Here is a 14,275-nt window from a genome sequence, read left to right on the forward strand (position 1 = left end):
GACGGTTTCGCGCTGTCCACGCACGTGTACAACCGGGCGGGTTGGCCGTCGGACGCACATACAGTGAATCCTATGAAACACACGCAGCAATCCGACAACCGCATCGCCCGAGGAGAGGCCATGCGCAACCCACAGTCCCAGCCGCAGACGCAGCCGCCGGTCCAACCGCAGTCGCAATCGCTGGCCCAACCGCAGTCGCAGCCATCGTCCCAACGTCCGCTCCAACGGTCGACCCGTCCGCAGGAATGGCCGACCGCGTGGGATTCGCCGGAAACGAACGGGGCTGGTACGGAGGGTTCCACGGGTGAACAGTCGCGTCAATGGCGAGCGCTGCCACCTCGCGTGAAGCGGGTGTGGCTGCTCAACCAGGCGATTGCGACGGTTGTGGTATTGGCATGTTGCGCCGCGGCCGTCGCGGTCTGTCTGATCAATGATTGGTGGGGATTCTGGCCGGGGCTGATCATCGGCGTCGTCGCCGCGGTGGATATCGTCTCGCTGGCCGTGCAACCGCTGCAGACGGCCTACCAGTACGCGTTCAACCGCTTCGCCATCGGCGAGCGCGAGTTGGTGCTCAAGAAGGGCTGGCTGCTGCGCTCGACCACCACGGTGCCGTTCAACCGCGTGCAGCATGTGGACACCAAGCAGGGGCCGGTGCTGCGCGCCTTCGATCTGATGGCGGTGATCGTGCATACCGCGGTGGGCGAGCACACCATCGAGGCGTTGGATGTCGACGAGGCGCAGCGGGTGGTGGAGCTCATCACCGCGCGCGTGCTCGCCGCGAAGGAGGACCTGTGATGGACGGGCGGTTCGACTCCGCGCCGGACCTCACACAGCCCGGTCCCGCATGGCGCCGTCTGCATCCGACCGCGCTGGTTGTGGAATCGGTCGATTCCATAACGACGATGGTGAGTCTGACGCTGTCGCTGCTGGTGACGATTAGGATCATCGTGCGGGATTTCGGCCCGTGGGTGTGGGCGCTGCTCGTGCTGGCCGCGGTGGCGGTGCTCGTCCGTCCGGCGATCATCTGGCTGAACACGCGCTACCGGCTGGATGCCGACGGCCTGTCGTTCAGGTCCGGACTGTTCTTCCGCAAGCGCCGCGCGATCGGATACGACCGGATCCACGCGATCAGCGCGACGACCCCATGGTATATGCGTCCGTTCAACGTGGTTCGGCTCACCGTCGCGTCCGGCGGCACGGCCGACGTCGACATCACGCTGGACGCGGTGCCCGTGGCGCTGCAACTCGAATTGGAACGGCTGCGGCAGACGGCGACGAACCAAGGCGTTCCGGCTGATGTCGGGATGCGGGATGCCGCATCAATCAGCATGCCAGCCGTCCGCGGCGATGCGGCCACCGGCAAGGCGGGTGCGTCCGCTGGCATGGCGGGTGGGCCCGCTGGCATGGCCGGCGGCACGACCGACAGCGCATCTGGCGGAAGCACCGGCAAAGAATCAGCCGCCTCGAATCGCACCAATCCCATACTCCTGACACCTCATGCACTCAATCCCCACACGACCGAACCACACACGACCGAACCACACACGGGCGACTCCCACACGACCGGCCTGCATGCGCCCAATCGGCCGGTGTTCCGCGCGTCGGTGCGCGACATCATCCTGTTCGCGACCACCGATATCGGCGTCTTCGCCGCCGCATTGGTCGTCTTGGGATTCGTGCAGCAACTGGAGGATCTTGTGCCGTCGCATTGGGTCGACGTGGCCACGGATTCCGTCGGAGGCTTCGTCGCGCGCGGCGCGTTCGCCATCGCGGCATTGGCCTTGGCGGTGGCCGCGGCCCTGCTGGCGGTCAGCATCGTCACCTCGATGCTGCGCTTCTACGGGTTTGAAGTATGGCGGCGCGGCGACGACCTGGTGGTGACGCGCGGCCTGCTCACCCGCCGCACCATGACCATCCCCGTCAGCCGCATCCAGACCATCACCATCAAACAATCGCTGCCGCGCAAGGCGCTGCACCTCTGCTCGGCGGCGGTGGGACTCAGCACCAGCACCGCAGCCTCCGGCGACGCCGAAGCCATGATGGGAACGAACGTGCTGCCCGTCATCAGCGACAAGCGGGTGTGGGACGCGCTGCGGGACATGCTGCCCGAATGGGATGTGCGCGAGCCGGAGGTCATCCGCACCGGCCGGGGGCTGGAACGTTACTATCTGATCACGCCTGCCGTTCTCGGCACACTGGTCACGCTGGTCTTCCTCGCCGCCGCGCTGGTCACCTTCCCTGACCTGCCGGCATATGCCAATCCATGGTGGTGGGCCGTGGCGGCCGGGGTGGTGGCGACCGTCTGGTGGCTCGCCTGCCGTTGGCTCAAGGCCCGCACGGAAGGCTATGAGCTGCGGTCCGACGGCACGGGCGCGTTGGATGGCAAGGTGAGCCATGCACGCCATACCCCCATGCGCATCGCGGTCACCGGCGCAAGCGCGCTCAGCGAACGCACGATGTTCACCCGACGGTCACGCGTGCAAAGCGTGCGGCGCACCACCACGCCGTGGCGTATGGCGAACGGCGTCGAACAGGTGTCCATGCCGTTGTTCGTGATGAACGGACAGAGTGAATTGCGCTTCCACGCCATCCGTAGCAAACACGTCGCCGAACTGGCCGAATGGGCGGCTCCGGAAGTCTGAACGGACGAAGCGCTTCTCGATGGGGCCTTGCCTGTCATCCCGAGCACCCCTTATCCCACCGTTCCAAGCGAAGCATCTCTCTCCGTCATCCTGAGCGAAGCGGAGCGGAGTCGAGGGATCTCTGAACGACTATCGCTACGAGATCCCTCGACTCCGCACTTCGTGCTCCGCTCAGGATGACCAACAAATGAGATGCTCTGGCGCGAGCCGACAACGGACCCGGTCCTGCAATTAGGGACGGCCTGCGGCCGGCTCAATACTGGCTGGGGGCACCCGTTGTCACGGGTGCCCCCAGCTCAGGTCCTGGTGGACAGCACACTGTGCTGTCCACCAGTCTTCTCGCAACACTAGTTGCAAGAAGACAACGGACCTGACCATTCATATTCCACGTCCCGGGCGGATTCGATGCGCTGCTCGGGCAGATGCTTGGCGGGCAGCGTCTTGGGCTTGAAGGGGAACTTCTCGGCGCGCATCGCCTCGTAGGCGGCGATGTCGTCCTCATGCTGCAGCGTCAGGTCGATGTCGTCGTAGCCGTTCATCAAACGCCAGCGGGTGTAGTCGTTGACTTCGAAGGGCAGGGTCACGTCGCCGCAGGTCACCGTGCGCTGCTCCAGATCCACGGTCATCTCGCGGCCGGGCTCCTCTTCGAGCAGCTTCCACAGCAGCTCGACCGACTCCTGCGGCATAAGAGCCGCCAGCACGCCGTTCTTGGCGGTGTTGCCGTAGAAGATGTCGGCGAAGCTCGGCGCGATCACCACGCGGAATCCATAGTCGTGCAGCGCCCACACCGCATGCTCGCGGGATGAGCCGATGCCGAATTCCGGTCCGGCCACCAGAATCTGGCCTTTGGCGAACTCGCTCTGGTTGAGCACGAATTCCGGATCGCGGCGCCAGGCGTAGAACAGGGCGTCGTCGAAGCCCGTCTTAGTGACGCGCTTCAAGAACACGGCGGGGATGATCTGGTCGGTATCGACGTTCGAACGGCGCAGCGGCACGCCCACACCCGTCAGCGTAGTCAGTTTTTCCATGGGTTTGTCCTTGCTTTCGGGCCCCACGCGGGGGCCTTGCTGAGTTTGGTGTGCCCGAATCGGAAACCAGACGGAATCCGAACATCAGAAACGGCGGAATTAAGCCATTTCCATTTTCGGTTTTCGCCCGGTTTTCCAACCGTGCGCACCAAACTCGCATATGCGGGTTTTCGGGTTGGGTTTAGAGGTCGGCGGGGCTTGAGATCGTGCCGCGGATGGCGGTCGCGGCGGCCACCTGCGGCGAGGCGAGGTGCGTGCGAGAGCCCTTGCCCTGACGCCCCTCGAAGTTGCGGTTCGAAGTGGAGATGGAACGCTCCCCCGGCACCATCTTGTCCGGATTCATGCCCAGGCACATCGAACAGCCGGCGTTGCGCCATTCCGCGCCGAAGTCCTTGAACACCTTGTCGAGTCCCTCTTCCTCCGCCTGCAGGCGCACGCGGCCGGAGGCGGGCACCACGAGCACGCGGTGGATCGACTCGGCCTTGTGATGGCCCTTCATAATCGCGGCGGCCGCGCGCAGATCCTCGATGCGGCCGTTGGTGCAGGAGCCGATGAACACGGTGTCCACGGCGATGTCCTTGATGGCCATGCCGGGCTCCAAACCCATGTAGGCGATGGCGCGTTCGGCGGCGGCGCGCTTGGTGGCGTCGGCGATCCGCTCGGGCACCGGCACGCTCGCCGTGATCGGCAGGCCCTGGCCGGGGTTGGTGCCCCAGGTCACGTACGGCTGCAGGTCGGCGGCGTTCAGCGTCACTTCGGCGTCGAAGACGGCGTCGTCGTCGGTGCGCAGCGTCTTCCAGTATTCGACGGCCTTGTCCCACATCTCGCCTTCGGGCGCGTGCGGGCGGCCTTTCAGGTATTCGAAGGTGGTCTCGTCGGGGGCGATCATGCCGGCGCGCGCGCCCGCCTCGATCGACATGTTGCAGATGGTCATGCGCGCGTCCATCGACAGCTGGCGAATCGCCTCGCCGCGGTATTCGAGCACGTAGCCCTGGCCGCCGCCGGTGCCGATCTTCGCGATGATCGCCAGAATGATGTCCTTGGCGGTCACGCCTTCGGGCAGCGCGCCCTCCACGTTGATCGCCATGGTTTTGAACGGCTTCAGGCTCAGCGTCTGGGTGGCCATCACATGCTCCACCTCGGAGGTGCCGATGCCGAAGGCGAGCGCGCCGAACGCGCCATGCGTGGAGGTGTGCGAGTCGCCGCACACGATGGTCATGCCCGGCTGGGTGAGGCCCAGGATCGGGGCGAAGGCGTGCACGATGCCTTGGTCGGCGTCGCCCAGCGGATGCAGACGCACGCCGAATTCCTTGCAGTTCCTCTCCAGCGTGGTCAGCTGCAGCGCGCTGGTCTCGTCCGGATTCGGACGGTCGATGTCGACCGTGGGGGTGTTGTGGTCTTCGGTGGCGATGAGCTGGTCCACATGGCGCGGCGTGCGGCCGGCCAGCCGCAGTCCTTCGAACGCCTGCGGGCTGGTGACCTCATGCATGAGCATCAGGTCGATGTACAGCAGGTCGGGCGCTCCGTCGCTGCCCTTGCGTACCAGATGATCGGCCCAGACCTTCTCGGCCAGTGTCGTTCCCATACGGGTTCCTCCTCGATTTCTCGCGCGAGGTCTTGTGCTCACGCCTTGTTCGTGGTAACCAGCGTATTGGGCCGAACCGGAAACTTCATGCCGGGGCCGGTATATGAGATAGCATTGGCGCGCATCGCGCCGTTTCGTTGAAATCTCACCGTTTCGCTCACCCAAGACCGCTATGTGGCCGTCTCAAGCGTTGGATTCTCACCCTGTGGACATCTGCACGATTTGGTATTTCACAATGTGAGATGGCATAATCGTCGATTATGACTTCTCCCACCGAACTTGAGAATACGGACGATATGCCGCTTGATGACACACTTCCCGCCACCGACGCCCCTACCCCATCGCCCCCCGAAGATGATGGCGAGATCCATTCCGGCGTCGGCGTGCTTGACAAAACCGTGAAAATCCTCGACGCGCTCGAATCGGGACCGTCCACCCTCGGACAGATGGTCGCGGCCACCGGGCTCGCGCGCCCCACAGCGCACCGTCTGGCCATCGCGCTCGAACGCCATCGCTTCGTGCTGCGCGACCAGCACGGACGCTTCGTGCTTGGCTCGCGCTTCGCCGAACTGGCCGCCGCCGCCGGCGAGGACCGTCTGCTCACCGCGGCCGGCCCGATTCTGCAGACGCTGCTCGACCGCACCGGTGAATCCGCGCAGATCTATCGCCGTCAGGGCGACCAGCGCGTGTGCATCGCCGCCGTGGAACGCGCCTCGGGTCTGCGCGACTCCATTCCCGTGGGCGCGATGCTGTCGATGGAGGCCGGCTCCGCCGCCCAAATCCTTCTGGCATGGGAGGATTCCGAACGTCTGCATCAGGGACTGCGCCGCGCGAAGTTCACCGCCGCGAAACTCACCCAGGTGCGCAAGCGCGGCTGGGCCGAGTCGATCAACGAACGCGAGGAGGGCGTGTGCTCGATCTCCGCGCCGATCCGCAACGCCTCCGGCCAGGTGATCGCCGCAATCTCCATCTCCGGCCCCACCGGGCGCATGTCCACCTCGCCCGGACGCCGCTACGCGCCGCTGGTGATGGCCGCCGGCAAATACCTGACCGACGCGCTGATCAAGGCCTCATCCGGCCGCTAATCCTCCTGCCGAAGGCATCCGGACACATCTCATTCAACCAGTTGGCACTTGAGGCCTCCAGTTGGCACCCACTCCTTCATAGCCCGACCGGAAACACTAGGGTTTCCGGTCGCGGCACCGGTAGGGGTGTGCCAACTGGAGGCCTCAAGTGCCAACTCGTTATTCAGCGGCGCGCCAGCCATGCGGTCACACGACGCCACAGGCTGGGTTTGCGCAGCAGATCGTCGCCCTCGCCATCCTGCGGGGCTTTCTGGTTCAACGCGTAGGTGTAGGCCTTTTTCGAGCTGGGTTTGCCGACGATCTCACCGAATTCCAACAGCTGTGTGCGCGGCTGGTACGGGTGGCGGATGTCGAATTCGATCAGTCGGGTGGCGCGTTTCGCCGGCGCAGGCCCATAGGTGTTGAATCCGCAGGTCGGCGTGGCGATAAGCAACAGCCCATCCAGTTCACCCACGAATCCGTTGCGGTGGTCATGCGCGGCGGAGACGCCGATGAAACCGCCGTGGTCGCCGCGTAGCATATCGAATTCGCCGCAGTCCTCGTCCGGGCAGCTCACGCCCTCGCCAAGATAACCGCCGGGCTGCGTCTTCTCGCCGTCCAAGACGAAATACGCGTAATCGTGCGCGCGATACCCCTGCATGGCGAAGGCGGCCGTGGAGGCGACCGGGGAGAGCACATCATAGTACTGCGGCAACGGCATATGTTGGAACACCAGCGAGGGCGCGCCTATCTTCGCCGGCACTTCGCGCAGGAACGCCAACGCCTCGTCCGAGGGGGAGGCGAATCCGCCGCCATGCACATAGTCGCCGGAATCGACCAGCACCACACCGAGCACGTTGCCGGCGCGGTCGGCGGAGGCCACCGGCAGGGCGAGGGTGCCGGGAGCGCACGTATGCACGGTTTGTTCAGGCATGAGATGGTCAGGTGAGGGCGGCGCGTTCAGACAACCGGGGAATTCGCGGTAGATGGCGTCGAGTTCGGCGTTGTCGAGACCGCATTGGAAGTCATGATTGCCGTAGGTCACGGCGAAGGGCACGCCACGCGAGACCAGCGGTTCCAGGAATTGCGCCGCGGCGCGGCGCACCAGATCGCGCGTGCGGTCCAACGTCGCCTCATCCGGACCGTTCCCCCCACCTGAGCCGTTCGATTCGCCCGAGCCGTCGGCATCGGCACGCGCGCCGCTCCAACGCCGCTTGCGGAAGGTTTCGGCGAAGGCGGGGTCGTATCCGGCGATCTGATTGCCGGTGAAGATCACCAAATCGGGCCGCACGGTGTCAAGCGAGGCTTCGATTAGCGCGATGGTGTCTTTGGCGATTTTCGGCCCGTCCTGAATGTCGGAGATCTGCAGAACGCGGAATTTGCCGGAATTGTGGAATTGCAGCCGACCCAGCCGCGCCGACACCGACACCGGCCGGGTGTCGCCCGCGTCGGCGGGTTTGATGCGGGGCTTGGTCGATAGGCCTTCGGGCGCGCGCTGTGATTCCGTCATAGGCTCCACCTTAATGCAGAGTGGGCCGACGCGCGATTCCGTCGAGCTGCCGCACATCGTCGGACTCCCGTAGGCACCGGCATCGACTGGAACGAATTCCACATCCACGTCCCTACCCCGACGCCACCGAATAACAGGAACAGCCGGACACATAATTTGGCCTATAACCCGAATTGGCCTGTAACCCGAGCCGGAAGGAACCGATATGAGCGACGACTGGAATCGCTGGGTTCGGCGTGTGGATTGTCCGCCGGCGAATCGAGTGAGGCGGATGATATGAAAAATCCCTGCGGCATCCGCCGTAGGGATTCATTCGCTGGGGTGCCTGGACTCGAACCAAGAATGGCTGAACCAGAATCAGCTGTGTTGCCAATTACACCACACCCCAATTGGCATGGCGAATAACTTCTAAGAAGTCGTTTCGTCGTACCCCCAACCGGATTTGAACCGGTGTTGGCGCCGTGAGAGGGCGTAGTCCTAGGCCGCTAGACGATGGGGGCGTATTCAGTTTTCACTGTGTCGCTTGGCTGTGTGCCGCGCAACGAGTGATTAATATACGCAACTCCAAGCCCAAGCGCAAGCCCGGCGTGTCGCGCGCCGTCTTTCCTTCGGAAAGACATAAGCGCGCGACGCGAGGAGGAGGAAAGCCCAGTGGGCTGTCACCTGACAAACCCATCATCAACGTCATCCTGAGCGGAGGCAGAGCCGGAGTCGAAGGATCTCAGTCTTGTTGGTGGGCGGGCCTGAGATCCTTCGACTCCGCTTCGCTCCACTCAGGATGACAAAAGAAAGAAGAACACCTCCGCTCAGGATGACGAAGACCTCCGCAAAACAAAAAGGAGGAGACCCGCAAGGGTCTCCTCCGACACAGCGATTCCACACCGCCCCAGCGTCACAGATGCGCCCGCAGCCCCTTCAGACGCGCGATGGTGATCTCCTTGCCGAGAATCTCCATGGATTCGAACAGCGGCGGGCTCACGCGGCGTCCGGACACGGCCACGCGCACCGGCCCGAAGGCCAGACGCGGCTTGTAGCCGCCTTCGTCGATCAGCGCCACGTTGAGCAGCTCATGCAGCGGTTCGGCCTTCCAATTCGCCTCGTCGGCCCCTTCGAGCGCGGCGATGGCCTTGTCGAGCACGTCGGCGGCGGAGTCCTTCAGTGTCTTGCGCGCGTCGTCCTCCGGCTCGATGTAGCCCTCCTCGCTGAGCAGCGAGCCGACCATGCCGGCCACCTCTCCCAGCAGTCGCACGCGCGGCTGCACGAGTTCGGCCGAGGCGGTCAGGATCTCGCGTTCACGATCGGTGAGCGCGTCCCACGTTTCCGCGGACACCACGCCGTCGCGATGCAGGTACGGCACCGCGCGGGCCAGGAAGTCGGCCGGCTCAAGCATGCGGATATGCTCGGCGTTGATCGAAATGGCCTTGTCGATGTCGAAGCGGGCCGGGTTGGCCTTCACGTCGCGCACGTCGAATTTCGCGACCATCTCGTCCATGGAGAACACGTCGTTGTCGGGCGCGATCGACCAGCCGAGCAGCGCCAGATAGTTGAGCAGGCCCTCGCGGATGAATCCGTTGTCGCGGTGGTTGAACAGGTTCGATTCGGGATCGCGCTTGGAAAGCTTCTTGTTGCCCTGGCCCATCACGTACGGCATATGGCCGAACACGGGCATCTGCTTGGCGATGCCAAGCTCCATGAGGTAGCGGTAGAGCACGATCTGGCGCGGGGTGGAGCTGAGCAGGTCTTCGCCGCGCAGCACGACGTTGATCTCCATCAGCGCGTCGTCCACCGGATTGGTGAGCGTGTACAGAGGGTCGCCGTTCGGCCTGACGATCACATAGTCCGGCACGCTTCCGGCCTTGAATTCGATGGTGCCGCGGATCAGGTCGTCGAAAACCACATCCTCGTCGGGCATCTTGAGGCGCAGCGCGGGCTGGCGGCCTTCGGCGCGGAACGCGGCCTTCTGCTCCTCGCTCAGATTCCGGTCGTAGCCGTCGTAGCCGAAGGCTTCGGGGCGGCCGGCGGCGAGGTTGCGTTCCTTGATCTCGTCCGGGGTGGAGAAGGATTCGTAGGCGTAGCCGGCCTCAAGCAGTTTGGCGGCGACGTCCTTGTACAGTTCGGAGCGCTGGGACTGGCGGTAGGGGCCGTGCGGGCCGCCCACGTCGATGCCTTCGTCCCAGTCGATGCCCAGCCAGCGCAGGGATTCGACGATCTGGTTGTAGCTGTCCTCGCTGTCGCGCTCGGCGTCGGTGTCTTCGATGCGGAAGACCATGGTGCCGCCGGTGGCGCGCGCCTCGGCCCAGTTGAACAGGGCGGTGCGGATCATGCCGACGTGAGGGGTGCCGGTCGGCGAGGGGCAGAATCGAACGCGGACGTTCTCGGGCAGTTCGGGTTTGGTGTTTTCAGCTTCACTCATAAGGCATATTGTGCCCCGTAGTTCGGACGCGCGCCCGAGGTCGCAATCGCTCGTGGAGCCGCCGCTTTCGACGGCCCAATCACACCCAACACGCCCGACGCACCCAACACACCCAGCACGGCCAACATGGCCACCCCGGACTCACCTCAAAACACCGCAAAGGGGTGGCACACCAACACACCTAACACGGCCGCCCCCTACCGGAACCGGGCGTCCGGCCCGGACGCGCGCCGATGGCCACGCCTTCCCTATAATGGGTTGCGTTCGCGCGGTTGGTGGCAGCAGCCGTGCCACACATCAGTAGATATTCATGTGCGGAACACTCCGTCGCCGCATGGCGACGTTCCGTGGGAATCGACCGGCCTCATCGGGCGGGATGACCGCGAACGGCGGTTGGACGCGCAGCGTCCGGCCCGCGTCGGCACGATTCGCCCGCAGAGGGTTCCGCCACACGATGGTCTGATGCGCGCGCGGGCTCCTCACCTTCCCGTCGCTTCCGCTTCAGGCCTGTTAGCGCGCGGAAACGCGCGGAAAGCAAGGTGAATAGATGAAGAAGATGGAATTGCGCAAGGCCGCGGCCGTGGTTGGAGCCGCCTGCCTGATCGCCTCTCTTGCCGCTTGCGGCGGCGATGACACCGCCGGTTCGTCCGACTCCTCCACGGCCTCCGTGTCGTTCATGCTGGATTGGACGCCGAACACGAACCATATCGGCCTGTATGTGGCGCAGGAACTGGGCTATTACGACGAGGCCGGCGTGGATGTGACGATTCTGCCGACCGCCCAGGCCGGCGCCGAGGTCAGCGTGGAGAACGGCGTGGCGAACGTCGGCTTCACCACGTTGAGCAATGTAGCGGCGTTCAACGCGCAGGGCTCCGATCTGAAGTTCGTGTTCGATCTGACGCAGAAGCAGGTGGCCCGCTGGTGCTCGCTGGCCTCCCGCACCGACATCACCACGCCGAAGGATTTCGACGGCAAAACCTTCGTGAGCTTCGGCTCGGCCGAGCAGACCGCGGTCGTCCAGCAAATGATCAAGAACGCGGGCGGCACCGGCGAGTTCGAAACCGCCACGGCCGGCACCAGCACCTTCGAGACGCTCACCTCGGGTCAGGGTGATTTCGGCGGGTTCTACGCCACGTGGGAGAACGTGGAGTCCGAACTCAACGGCCCGGCGCTGAACTGCTTCGTGGCCGGCGACTGGGGTGTGCCCGGCAATCCGGACCAGCTTGGTTTCGCGGTGAAATCCTCCTGGCTGGACGACGCCGGCAACAAAGAGGCGCTGGGTAAGTTCATCGAGGCGACCAAGCGCGGCTACGACTACGCGCTCGCCCACCCGGACGAGGCCGCTGAGATTCTGGTGGAGGCCGCCTCCACGGCGCAGCTCGACGAAACGCTCGTCAAGGCTTCGATGCAGGAGATTCTCGACGGCGCCTATTGGACCGACGGCGACGCCACGTCGCTGCCCGGCACCGTGAACTTCGACGATGCCCAGGCCTATCTCGACTTCCAGTACGAAGCCGGCACCTATACGGACGCCGACGGCGATCCCCTCGCACAGGCCCCGCAGGCCGAGGACCTCGCCACCAACGAGTTCGCGCAATAGCCCGCATTCCCGAAAGTCCTTTCGTCATCCTGAGCGGAACGTAGCGAGGCGCAAGGATCTCACGCCCTACAAATCAAAGCAGATGAGATCCTTCGACTCCGGCCTAACGGCCTCCGCTCAGGATGACGGATGAGGGACGGCTCCGCACAATAGACAAGAACACACCCGTTAGGAGAGACGTATGACCGCCCGCGCATCGCTTGCCGCCCGTATCGCCCCGCCGACGATCACCGTCGCCGCGCTGCTGGCAGTATGGGAGGCGGCGGTGCGGCTCGGCCACGTCTCCGAACGGGTGCTCGCGGCTCCCAGCCAGATCGCGGCCTCCATCGCGGACACTTGGCCGGAGCTGATGGAGGCCTCCGCCATCACCGCCTACGAGGCGCTGACCGGCTTTCTAATCGCCGTGGCGGCCGGTTTGGCGATCGGCATCGGACTGCATCTGTGGCGCACCTTCGACCGCGCGTGCACACCGCTGCTGGTGGGCGCGCAGACGATTCCGCTGATCACCATCGCGCCGCTGTTCATGATCTGGTTCGGCTTCGCGACGTTCGGCAAAATCGTGATCGTCGCCGTGTTCGGCGTCTTTCCCGTGGCCGTGCAGACCGCACGTGGACTGAACGCGGTGCCGCGATTCTATGAGGATGTGGCGCTCACCTGCGGCGCGACCCGCGGCTGGACGCTGATCCATGTGAAACTGGTGGTCGCCGCGCGCCAGATCTTCGGCGGCGTGCGCATCACCGCCGCCTACGTGTTCGGCACCGCGGTCACCGCGGAATATCTCGGCGCGATGAACGGTCTGGGCATCTGGCTGCAGGCCGCGTTCAACTCCTTCCGCACCCCCTTGATCTTCTCCGCCACCGTGGCGGTGGTCGCGATGACGGGCCTGCTGATCGGCGCCATCTCGCTTCTCGAGCGCGTCCTGCTCGGCCCGGACGACACCATCGCCTTCAACGAGTCCGGCGACTGACGTTCCCGCCACGGGCAATACCCGTGGAAACCCGTGGGTCTCGGGCGGAATATGCGAGAATGGTGGAGACGCCATCCGTCTTGAGAAAGGGGAGTCAATGACTGATCCCAACCAAAACCCGCAACCGCAGGATCCAGCGCCGGGCACCGGGGCCCAGCCGACGGAAGTCCCGCAGACGCCGCAAATGCCGCAGGTACCGCAAGTGCCGCCGCTGCCGCAATATGACCAGACCGCACCGCAGACCCCGCAGTACACGCAATCACCCGTCCAGTACGCGGGCCAAGCCGATTCCACCGCGCAACCGGCCGATTCCACCGCGCAGGTGCCGCAATACCAAGCGGTCGCGCCCCAGTCTGATCCGTACGCCCAGCCCGGTTCGTATGCCCAGCCTGATCAGTACGCCCAGACCAACCCGTACGACCAGTCCAATCCCTACACGCAACCCAACGCGTACGAGCAGCCCTCGCAACCGTACGGCGGCGACCCGTACGGCAATCCAGCCAACGCGTATGCCCCGCCCGCGCAACCGTACGGCGCGCCCTCCGGCGCGTATGCCGGCGCTCCGTACGCGACCGAGGCAGGTGGCGCGCCGCCGCTGAACAAGCCGTATTACGGTTGTCCCCTTCCCGAGGCGTTCCTGCGCTTTTGGAAGAAATACGCGGTGTTCAAAGGCCGCGCCTCACGCAGCGAGTTCTGGTGGTGGGTGCTGTGCGCCGCCGCCGTCGACGTCGTGCTGCAGATCATCACCGACGGCGGCGAGAACGGACTGTCGTTCCTGAGCACCCTGTGGGTGATCGCCACGCTGGTTCCGGGACTGGCGCTGGCCGTGCGCCGTCTGCACGACACGAACAAGCCCGGCTGGTGGCTGGCCGTTCTTTATGGCGTGATGTGCATCGGCACGATCATCATAGTGGCCGGCGGCGGCGCGTTCTTCTTCGGCGCGGTGGGCAGCTACGGCAGCGCAGACTATGCCGACTTCGCGACCGGTGGCCTCGGTGTGATGTTCCTCGGCGGACTGATCAGCCTGATCGCATTCGTCGTCTATATCGTGTTCATGGCGTCGGCGACCAAGCCTGAGGGCGCGCGCTTCGACGACGATTACATGCCGTATCAGCCGATGCCCCAGCAGCCCATGCCGGGGATGCCCGTACAGGGAACGCCCACGCAGCCGATGGGCTACGGCCAGCAGAACCCCTATGGCGGATATTCCCAGCCGCCCCAGTCCGCGCCGTACGGTCAAGCCGATCCGTCGGCCCCGTACGGACAGGCCGATCAGTACGGACAGGCCGCCCCATCGGCCCAGTACGGACAGACCGACCCGTACGGACAGGCCGCCCCGTCGGCCCAGTATGGCCAGCCGCAGGACGACGGCGACAGCGGCCAGTCCCCGTACGGCCAAAGCCAGTACGGACGGTAGTCGCCAACATACGTAAAGACCCCTGCCGGGGCGTACTTGCGATTCGTCT

At 64.9% G+C, this 14,275-nt stretch carries 10 protein-coding genes and 2 tRNA genes; 6 read left to right on the forward strand and 6 right to left on the reverse strand.

Features of this window, described 5'->3' with window-relative positions:
- The first annotated feature begins 72 nt into the window (after window positions 1-72).
- Both BL8807_RS02840 and BL8807_RS02845 read left to right on the forward strand, forming a co-directional pair.
- Window positions 73-795, forward strand: coding sequence for a PH domain-containing protein (locus BL8807_RS02840; protein ID WP_159431897.1), 723 nt, complete (start codon window positions 73-75; stop codon window positions 793-795).
- Window positions 795-2,642, forward strand: a complete 1,848-nt coding sequence (locus BL8807_RS02845; RefSeq protein ID WP_072726301.1) for a PH domain-containing protein — start codon at window positions 795-797, stop codon at window positions 2,640-2,642. Before BL8807_RS02840 ends, BL8807_RS02845 begins: the two co-directional genes overlap by 1 nt.
- Before the next feature lie 347 nt (window positions 2,643-2,989).
- Here the strand turns inward: BL8807_RS02845 and leuD are convergent, their stop codons facing one another.
- Together leuD and leuC are read right to left on the reverse strand one after the other, a co-directional pair.
- The gene (leuD, locus tag BL8807_RS02850; RefSeq protein WP_072726299.1) at window positions 2,990-3,670 is read right to left on the reverse strand and encodes a 3-isopropylmalate dehydratase small subunit; all 681 of its coding nucleotides are present in this window, start codon (window positions 3,668-3,670) and stop codon (window positions 2,990-2,992) included.
- A gap of 181 nt (window positions 3,671-3,851) precedes the next feature.
- On the reverse strand, window positions 3,852-5,255 hold the full coding sequence (gene leuC / locus BL8807_RS02855) for a 3-isopropylmalate dehydratase large subunit (protein ID WP_072726297.1): 1,404 nt from the start codon (window positions 5,253-5,255) through the stop codon (window positions 3,852-3,854).
- Between the two features lie 296 nt (window positions 5,256-5,551).
- On the opposite strand from leuC, the gene BL8807_RS02860 reads away from it, so the two are divergent.
- Window positions 5,552-6,340, forward strand: coding sequence for an IclR family transcriptional regulator (locus tag BL8807_RS02860; RefSeq protein ID WP_072726327.1), 789 nt, complete (start codon window positions 5,552-5,554; stop codon window positions 6,338-6,340).
- A gap of 163 nt (window positions 6,341-6,503) precedes the next feature.
- Here the strand turns inward: BL8807_RS02860 and BL8807_RS02865 are convergent, their stop codons facing one another.
- The 4 genes from BL8807_RS02865 to gltX all read right to left on the reverse strand — a co-directional run bounded on the left by BL8807_RS02865 (window position 6,504) and on the right by gltX (window position 10,242).
- The gene (locus tag BL8807_RS02865; RefSeq protein WP_072726295.1) at window positions 6,504-7,829 is read right to left on the reverse strand and encodes a metallophosphoesterase; all 1,326 of its coding nucleotides are present in this window, start codon (window positions 7,827-7,829) and stop codon (window positions 6,504-6,506) included.
- Window positions 7,830-8,145: 316 nt separating this feature from the next.
- Window positions 8,146-8,217: transfer RNA gene (locus tag BL8807_RS02870), tRNA-Gln, on the reverse strand.
- Window positions 8,218-8,256: 39 nt separating this feature from the next.
- Window positions 8,257-8,329, reverse strand: a tRNA-Glu gene (locus tag BL8807_RS02875).
- A 392-nt stretch (window positions 8,330-8,721) separates the two neighbouring features.
- Entirely contained in the window at window positions 8,722-10,242 is a 1,521-nt protein-coding gene (gene gltX / locus BL8807_RS02880; RefSeq protein ID WP_072726293.1) for a glutamate--tRNA ligase, read from the reverse strand.
- 547 nt (window positions 10,243-10,789) lie between these two features.
- Here gltX and BL8807_RS02885 point away from each other — a divergent pair.
- The 3 genes from BL8807_RS02885 (at window position 10,790) to BL8807_RS02895 (ending at window position 14,226) form a co-directional block, all read left to right on the forward strand.
- A complete protein-coding gene (locus BL8807_RS02885) occupies window positions 10,790-11,842 on the forward strand; it encodes an ABC transporter substrate-binding protein (protein ID WP_072726291.1) in 1,053 nt (350 codons plus the stop codon).
- Between the two features lie 181 nt (window positions 11,843-12,023).
- Entirely contained in the window at window positions 12,024-12,809 is a 786-nt protein-coding gene (locus tag BL8807_RS02890) for an ABC transporter permease (RefSeq protein ID WP_072726289.1), read from the forward strand.
- A 97-nt stretch (window positions 12,810-12,906) separates the two neighbouring features.
- Window positions 12,907-14,226 carry a DUF805 domain-containing protein gene (locus tag BL8807_RS02895; RefSeq protein ID WP_094725311.1) on the forward strand — a complete coding sequence of 440 codons (1,320 nt, stop codon included), beginning with the start codon at window positions 12,907-12,909 and terminating at the stop codon, window positions 14,224-14,226.
- Window positions 14,227-14,275 lie beyond the last annotated feature (49 nt).

It is taken from the genome of Bifidobacterium lemurum, assembly GCF_014898175.1.
Taxonomy (GTDB): Bacteria; Actinomycetota; Actinomycetes; order Actinomycetales; family Bifidobacteriaceae; genus Bifidobacterium; species Bifidobacterium lemurum.